Origin of the sequence: Dietzia alimentaria 72, assembly GCF_000226215.1 — a bacterium.
Taxonomy (GTDB): domain Bacteria; phylum Actinomycetota; class Actinomycetes; order Mycobacteriales; family Mycobacteriaceae; genus Dietzia; species Dietzia alimentaria.
Window position 1 is genome coordinate 1 of sequence record NZ_AGFF01000013.1, and the last position, 7,677, is coordinate 7,677.

Annotated in this window: 5 protein-coding genes; 2 read left to right on the forward strand and 3 right to left on the reverse strand. The window is 69.5% G+C overall.

Annotated features, from left to right (window positions below; all coding sequences use genetic code 11):
• Positions 1–302 precede the first annotated feature (302 nt).
• From ON04_RS06460 to ON04_RS06470, 3 genes are all read right to left on the reverse strand, one after another.
• A complete protein-coding gene (locus tag ON04_RS06460) occupies positions 303–1,517 on the reverse strand; it encodes a PQQ-dependent sugar dehydrogenase (RefSeq protein WP_010540779.1) in 1,215 nt (404 codons plus the stop codon).
• Positions 1,518–1,760: 243 nt separating this feature from the next.
• Positions 1,761–2,669 carry a MaoC family dehydratase gene (locus tag ON04_RS06465; protein WP_010540780.1) on the reverse strand — a complete coding sequence of 303 codons (909 nt, stop codon included), beginning with the start codon at positions 2,667–2,669 and terminating at the stop codon, positions 1,761–1,763.
• Between the two features lie 6 nt (positions 2,670–2,675).
• Positions 2,676–4,025 carry a 3-oxoacyl-ACP reductase gene (locus ON04_RS06470; RefSeq protein WP_033444137.1) on the reverse strand — a complete coding sequence of 450 codons (1,350 nt, stop codon included), beginning with the start codon at positions 4,023–4,025 and terminating at the stop codon, positions 2,676–2,678.
• Between the two features lie 123 nt (positions 4,026–4,148).
• Between ON04_RS06470 and ON04_RS06475 the strand changes: the two genes are divergently transcribed.
• Positions 4,149–5,462, forward strand: a complete 1,314-nt coding sequence (locus tag ON04_RS06475) for an acetyl-CoA C-acetyltransferase (protein WP_010540782.1) — start codon at positions 4,149–4,151, stop codon at positions 5,460–5,462.
• Between the two features lie 192 nt (positions 5,463–5,654).
• Positions 5,655–7,622, forward strand: a complete 1,968-nt coding sequence (locus ON04_RS06480) for a VanW family protein (RefSeq protein ID WP_010540783.1) — start codon at positions 5,655–5,657, stop codon at positions 7,620–7,622.
• Positions 7,623–7,677 lie beyond the last annotated feature (55 nt).

Below are 7,677 nucleotides of genomic sequence, written 5' to 3' on the forward strand. Positions count from 1 at the left end.
GGATGCGCTGCCCGGCTGCACACCCGGGCCCGCGACCGCGAGCCAGGCGCTGCTAGGTCGCGGGGCGGTGTGCAGACTCGCAGCGTGAGTCCCCGCAGTTGTGCTGCGTCTCGGACTCGCGCTGGCGGAATGGTCCCTAGCGGCAGCGCACCCCGGTCATGGGCGTACATAGTGGCATCGCAAGTCGCGGGGGCAGCGCACCTGCGGGCGGATGCGCTGCCTGGCCGCACGCGGGTCGCCATGTGTGGCGGGATGCGCTGCCCGGCTGCACTCCCGGGCCCGCGACTGCGAGCCAGGCGCTGCTAGGTCGCGGGGCTGACGCGGAGCACCTCGTCCTTGCCGCCGCCGTTGGAGGTGGTCACCAGCAGCGATCCGCCGGGCTCGGACGTGATCGAACGCAGCCGACCATGTTCGCCCCGAAGGATCGACACGGAGCCACTGACCACGGACTTCCCATCGGCGGACATCTTCATCAGGACGATCTGGCTGGTCTTGAGCATCGCCACGGCCAGGGCTCCGTCCCACTCACCCCATGCCGGATCGTCGAGGAACGCGGCACCGGACGGCGCGAGCGTCGGGTTGCCTGATCGCCACGCGGCCCGCACTGCATCGGGGAACTTCCCCGTATCCGTCATGGGGACGTTCTGGTCGTACCGGCCGCCGGAGTTCGGATCCCACCCGTAATTGGACTTCGGGGTCACGAGGTTGACCTCGTCGTCGACGTCCGGGCCGTGTTCGGCAGAGAAGATCTGGTCGGAGTCGGGGCGCAGGGCCAGTCCCTGCACGTTGCGGTGCCCGAAGGTTAGGACCGGCGAGCCGTCGATGGTGTCGTCGGCGGGGTCGCCGGACCGGGTGACGTGAAGGATTTTTCCCGAGAGCGATTCGAGGTCCTGGGGCGCGGGGCCGGTGAACGCATCACCGGTGCCGACGTACACCGTGCCGTCGGGGTGGGCGAGGATGCGGCAGCCCGAGTGCTGACCGCCGGCGGCCAGCGGAATGCCTTCGACGAGCACGCGGGGGGACTCGAGTCGGGACCAGTCATCGGCGGCCCGCCAGGCGGTGACCCGGTTATCGTTCGCCTCCGCCGAGGAGTGGCAAGTGTAGACCTCGCGACTGTCCGCGAAGTCGGTCGCCAGCGCCAGCCCCAACAGGCCGCTCTCGGTCTTGGTGAACATGTCACCGAAATCGGCCTCGACAGTGAACCGCTCGCCGCCTTCGCGGATCGCGTACAGGGTGCCGGAGTCCCGCTCACCGGTGACGATGACGCCGGCAGGGTCCCGGACGACATCCCACGGGATGGTGAACCTGTCGGCGACGGTGTCCACCTCGACGGCGGGGCCGGGGAGGAGCGGCTGTTCCGGGGCCAACGAACCCAGCGAGTCGGAGCTCGAACCGCCTCCGGGCATGCTGCTCTGTGCGCACGCGGTGAGCGGCGCGGCCACCGACACCACTGCCGCGACGGCGACTCCAGCGAGGGCGCGGGACAGGGCTGGGGCTGGCAGTCCTCGGGTGGTCACTGCTTCTCCTAGGGGTTGGTGGCGGGGCAGGGGCACAGGTCGGAGGCGACGCGGCCGTGGTGATCGGGATCACCACCGTGGCGCAGGTAACCCTATCGGACCGGTCCGACCAGAGAGGGACCGCTGGTGCCGAAATGAGGCGAGCGCCCCGCCCACCCGCCTCTCGGGCGATGTGTGCGGGGCGCTCGTGTCCTGCCCTCCGTTGCAGCCGTCGTGTCGACGGCGGCGGACGCGCTGAGGGACTTAGAGCTCCTCGATGGTGGCCGTGGCGTGCACGGTCCCGAGCTTCTTGGGATTGCGCACCGTCAGCGACCATGCGAGATCGCCGGCGGTTGCCGCGCGCCGCGCGTAGACGCCCAGCTTGGCCGGCAGGATCACGGGCTTGCCGAACTCCACTGAGTAGCGGGCACGCTCGGGGATTCCGCCCTCGACCGTTCCGAGCATGGTGGCGGCCGTCCACATACCGTGGGCGATCACGTTCGGGAAGCCGAAGGCCTTGGCGCCGACCTTGGACACGTGGATGGGGTTGCGGTCCCCGGACACGGCCGCGTACTCCGCAATCCGCGCCTCAGAAACCGATTTCACCACCGTGGGGTCGCCGATCTCCGCTGCGGTCGGTGCCTCGGGTCGGGGCGGGCGCGGTGCGTCCTTGGCGGGGGTCAGAGACGTCCTGCGCTTGGAGAGCAGGCCCGACCGCTGCACCCAGGCGGGCTCGTCGTCGTCACCCGTACGGATCTCGGTGACCACGTCCAGCAGCAACCCGGCGGGGTGCTCGCGCAGGTTCTCGGCGTGCGCCCGGATGTTCAGGTCCTCGCCGACGCGGATCGCCCGCCGCGATTCGATCTCATTGGTCAGGTGCACCGACCCCATGGCCGGCACCGGGTAATCCGGATCCAGCATGAGCTGCATGCTCAGCGGGAACGCCAGTGTGAACGGGTAGGTCAGCGGTAGCTCGTCGGTCAGCCGCAGGTCGCAGACGCGGGCGTACGCCGCCAGATTGGCAGGGTCCACGCGCACGCCCGATACCTCGACGCCTTTGGCGGGCATCGACTTGCCGTCGCGTTTACCGCCCAGGATCGGCACCGAACCGAGGGCCGCCTTGCCGTACTGGGCCAGCAGGTTGGGGATGGCGGGAAGTCGGGTGTATTCCATGTCAGATCACGCCCCCAGCAGCGACTGGCCACACACGCGGATCACGTTGTTCGTGACCGCGGACGAGGCGGGGCTGGCGAAGAACGCGATGGTCTCGGCCACGTCGACCGGCAGGCCACCCTGCTGCATGGAGTTCATGCGGCGACCGGCTTCGCGGGTGGCGAACGGGATCGCCGCGGTCATCTGGGTCTCGATGAAGCCCGGAGCCACTGCGTTGACGGTGATCTTCTTGGACGCCAGCTCGGCGGAGGCGCCGTTGACGAACCCGATCACGCCGGCCTTGGAGGCGGCGTAGTTGGTCTGACCGCGGTTACCGGCGATGCCGGCCATCGAGGAGACACCCACCACGCGCGAGCCGTCGCCCAGAATTCCCTTCTCGGCGAGTTCGGCGGTGATGCGCTCGGGAGCGATGAGGTTGACCGCCATGACCGAGTCCCAACGGGCGGCGTCCATGCCGGCAAGGGTCTTGTCGCGGGTGATGCCGGCGTTGTGCACCAGGATGTCGACGGTGCCGTTGTGACGCTCGGTGACGTGCTTGGCCAAGACCTCGGCGGCGTCGGCGGCGGTGACGTCCAGCGGCAGCGAGGTGCCCCCGACCTTGTTGGCGGTGGCCGAAAGCGACTCGCCGGCGGCCGGGATGTCGCAGCAGATCACGTGCGCGCCGTCACGGGAGAGCACGGCGGCGATCTCCGCGCCGATGCCCCGGGCGGCACCGGTGACCACGGCGACCTTGCCCTCGAGCGGACGATCCCACGAGGAGGGGGCGGTGGCGGCGCCGGCGCCGATGGTGAAGACCTGGGCGTCGACGTAGGCCGACTTGGCCGAGAGGATGAAGCGCAGGGTCGACTCGAGGCCGGAGGCGCCGGTGTCGGCGTCGGCTGAGACGTAGACCAGCTGCACGGTCGCGCCGCGCTTCATCTCCTTGCCGAGCGAGCGGGTGAAGCCCTCGAGCGCACGCTGGGCTACGCGCTCCTCCACCGAGCCGGTCTCCTCCGGGGTGGTGCCCAGGACCACGACGCGACCGCTGGCAGCGACGCGGCGGATGACCGGGTTGAAGAACTCGAACAACTCCTTGAGGTCCTCGGCGCGACGCACGGAGGTCGCGTCAAAGACGAGGCCCGCGAACTTACCCTCGGCGTCCGCGCCGGCGATCTCGTAATCGCTCTGCAGCATCTCGCGCACGGGCTCTACGAGGCGGCCGTGGCCACCCACCAGAACAGGACCGTGGAGAGCGGGCTGGCCAGCCTCGTAACGTCGCAGCTGCTCGGGCTGTGGCAGGCCGACCTTGCCGGCAATGAACGACCCTGGGGCCGAGGTCACGAACTGCGAGTAAAGGTCGAGGTTGCCCTGTGCCATGGCGATCATCTCCTGAAGAGGTGCGGTACTGCGGGTCGACAAGTAACTTACTGCTGAGTAACAATACTCGCTAGGGCCGCGTTGCGGGCCATCGGATACCACAGCAATCGGGAGTGACTCAACGTGACCAACAGCCCCCGCAAGGTCGCCATCGTCGGCGGCAACCGAATCCCCTTCGCACGCTCGAACGGCAAGTACGCGGACGCGTCCAACCAGGACATGCTCACCGCCGCCATCGACGGACTCGCGAGCCGTTACAACCTGCAGGGCAAGCGCCTCGGCGCGGTCGCGGCAGGCGCCGTGCTCAAGCACTCGCGTGACTTCAACCTCACCCGCGAGACGGTCATCGGCTCGGTGCTCGATTCCGCTACCCCCGCCTACGACCTGCAGCAGGCCTGTGGCACCGGCCTGGCCACGGCCATCCAGATCGGCGACCAGATTGCGATGGGCCGGATCGAGGCTGGCATCGCGGGCGGCACCGACACCACCTCGGATGCGCCGCTCGCGGTCAACGACGACCTGCGGAAGATCCTCATCAAGGTCAGCAACGCCAAGTCGAACATCGACCGCATCAAGCTCCTGGGCGAGATCCGCCCGCAGGCACTGGCGCCCGAGCAGCCGCAGAACTCCGAACCCCGCACGGGTCTGTCGATGGGCGAGCACGCCGCCATCACCGCCCGCGAGATGGGCGTCACGCGCGAGGATCAGGACGAGCTTGCCGTCGCCAGCCACCAGAAGCTCGCCGCCTCGTACGAGTCCGGCTTCCAGGACGATCTGGTCACGCCGTTCCTCGGGGTTGCGCGCGACGACAACCTGCGTCCTGACTCCAACGTCGAGAAGTTGGCCACGCTCAAGCCGGTCTTCGGCAAGCGCGACGCCCAGGCCCACGGCACCGAGGCCACCATGACAGCCGCCAACTCCACCCCGCTCACCGACGGCGCGTCCGCGGTACTGCTGGCCAGCGAGGAGTGGGCCAAGGAGAACAAGCTGCCGGTCCGCGCTTTCCTGGTGGATTCCGAGACCGCGGCGGTGGACTTCATCCACGGCCATGACGGTCGTACGCCCGACGGGCTGCTCATGGCCCCCACCTACGCGGTTCCGCGCCTGCTCGCGCGCAACGGCCTGACCCTGCAGGACTTCGACTACTACGAGATCCACGAGGCCTTCGCCTCTCAGGTCCTGGCGACACTCGCCGCCTGGGAGTCCGAGGAGTACTGCACCGAGCGTCTGGGCCTGGACAAGGCGCTGGGTTCGATCGACCGCAGCAAGCTCAACGTCAACGGTTCGTCGCTGGCCGCGGGCCACCCGTTCGCCGCCACCGGCGGGCGGATCCTTGCCGCCACCGCCAAGCTGCTCGAGCAGAAGGGGTCGGGCCGCGCGCTCATCTCCATCTGCGCCGCCGGTGGCCAGGGCGTCACCGCGATCATCGAGCGCTGACCTCAGGACCGGGAAAGCCGGTAGTCGCGGGTCGCTCCCGTGAGAAGATGCAGCCCCTGCGCCCGGCGCGGGGGCTGCACTCATCGGTGCGGTTCCGCCATAGTGGACTACACAGTGGCTTCGGGTGGGATTCCCGGCCCGGCGATCGCCGGGCCTGCGGTGTCCCGTATCCGTGAGGAGGCGTGAGAACGCGTGGACGATCCCACCACCAGCGACGACGTTGCGAGTGACAACGTCGACGATGTCGGTCCGGCACGCCCGGTCGCGATCGAGGGCACCGAGCACAGGCCGGCCGCCGAACGCATGCGCTACCGCGAACGTTCGCGCCGGATCTACATCGGCGTAGGCATCTTCATGGCGTTGGCCGTCCTCTACGGGTTCGACCTCGTCCACAGCATCGGTCGCGTCCCGCGCGGCACGGAGGTCTCCGGGATCCAGGTCGGGGGAATGAAGACCCTCGACGCCGAACAGCGCCTCGTCGCCGAACTGGGGGAGAAGGTCGACGACGAGGTGGATCTGCGTGCCGGGGCCGTGTCCACCACTCTCGATCCGCAGGCCGTCGGACTCTCGGTAGACTGGCAGGGCACCCTCGACCGGGCCGGCGAACAGCCCCTCAACCCGATCACGCGGCTGATCAGCGTCTTCTGGTCGACCGAGGTGGGCATCGCCAGCGTGATCCCCGACGCCCGCCTGACCGACTTCCTGGAGAAGCTCGCGCTGCAAGCAGACTTCGAACCCCGCGAGGGCGCCATCTGGTTCGACCGTGACCAGGTCAAGTCCGCCATTCCGCTCGACGGACAACGGCTGCAGATCGAGAATTCGCGTGACGCCGTGCTCGATCACTGGCTTGACGACGACGGTGTCGACCTGCCCGTCGACTTCAGCCCCACGGAGACCGATCCGGAGCAGGTGCGGGCACTCATCCGTGACGTGGCCACGCCCGCGGCCACCCGGGACCTGACCCTGCTTGCCTCGCGGATGACCGAGGACGGCACCGCTCCGCCCATGACCACCGTGACCACGAGGATGCCGCCCCCGCCCCCGCGCCCCGGACGCGACCGGGTGGAGCCCGCCGAGCGCGAGATCACGATGATCGATCCCGAGGACCCGGACGCGGTGCCGATCCAGTTCCCGCGCGACCGTATCGGCGAGTACCTCGAGTTCGTCCGCGAGGGCGACATCCTCGAGCCTCGGTTCGACGCCGATGCCGCCAAGGGGATCCTTGAGCCCCTGCTGGAGGAGACAGAGCAGGAGGGGCGCGATGCCACCTTCTCGTTCAGTGGCTCGTCGGCTTCCGTCGTTCCGGCGGTCGAGGGCCGCACGATCGAATGGGGGCCGCTGCTCGGCGCACTCCCGGGGCAGCTCACCGACGTCCGGGGGCCGCGACTGCTGCCCGTCGGATACGTGAGCCGCGACCCCGAGCTCACCACCGAGGATGCCGAGAAGGCGGGCATCCGCGCACCCGTCGGCGAATTCACCGTCGCCGTCGGGGCGAACGGGCAGGCACAGTCGATGATCGCCTCCCTCGCGGGGTATCTCATCCCCGCCGGCGAGAGTTTCTCCATGGCGGACGTCGCCGGCACCTACTCGGGCAATACGTCCGCGGACGCCGTGGCCACAGCGCTGTTCAACGCGGCGTACGAGGCCGGTGCGCAGGGGCTGGTCCGTTCGGCCAGGGGCGTCGACGGCGAGGCCTTCCCCGCCGGACGCGACGCCAGCGCCTCCTCGGACGTGGCTTTCCGCAACGAGCAGGGCACGGGGCTGGTGATCGACGCGTCGGGCAGCGGGAACTCCGTGACCGTGCGGCTGTGGGGCACTCCGGAGTACGAGGTCACCACCTCGACCGCACCGCGCAGCAACATCCGACGCCCGGAAGTGCGGGTAGTGACCTCCGCAAGTTGTTCCCCCGACCCGGGCGCCGACGGTTACACCGCACGCGTGACCCGCGTGGTGAAGCGTGGCGACGACACCATCAGCACCGACACCTTCACCTCCACCTACGCGGCCCGCGACCGGATCGAGTGCAGGGTGGAGCCGCCCGCGGCCGCTCCCGCTCCCGCGGACGACGCCCCGCCGCCACCCGGAGCGCCCCGCCCCGGAGACCCGATCCGCATCCCGGGCCTACCCGAGATCCGGATCCCCGGCATCCCGGGCAACTGAAGGCACGACCGGGCAGCCACCCAGACTCCGCCCCGCCCCGCCGCGGACGACACCT

What these genes read in the sequence shown, in the direction of transcription:
- ON04_RS06465 (WP_010540780.1), bottom strand. Translation starts at nt 2,669, where the DNA reads ATGGAATACACCCGACTTCCCGCCATCCCCAACCTGCTGGCCCAGTAC.
- ON04_RS06470 (WP_033444137.1), bottom strand. Translation starts at nt 4,025, where the DNA reads ATGGCACAGGGCAACCTCGACCTTTACTCGCAGTTCGTGACCTCGGCC.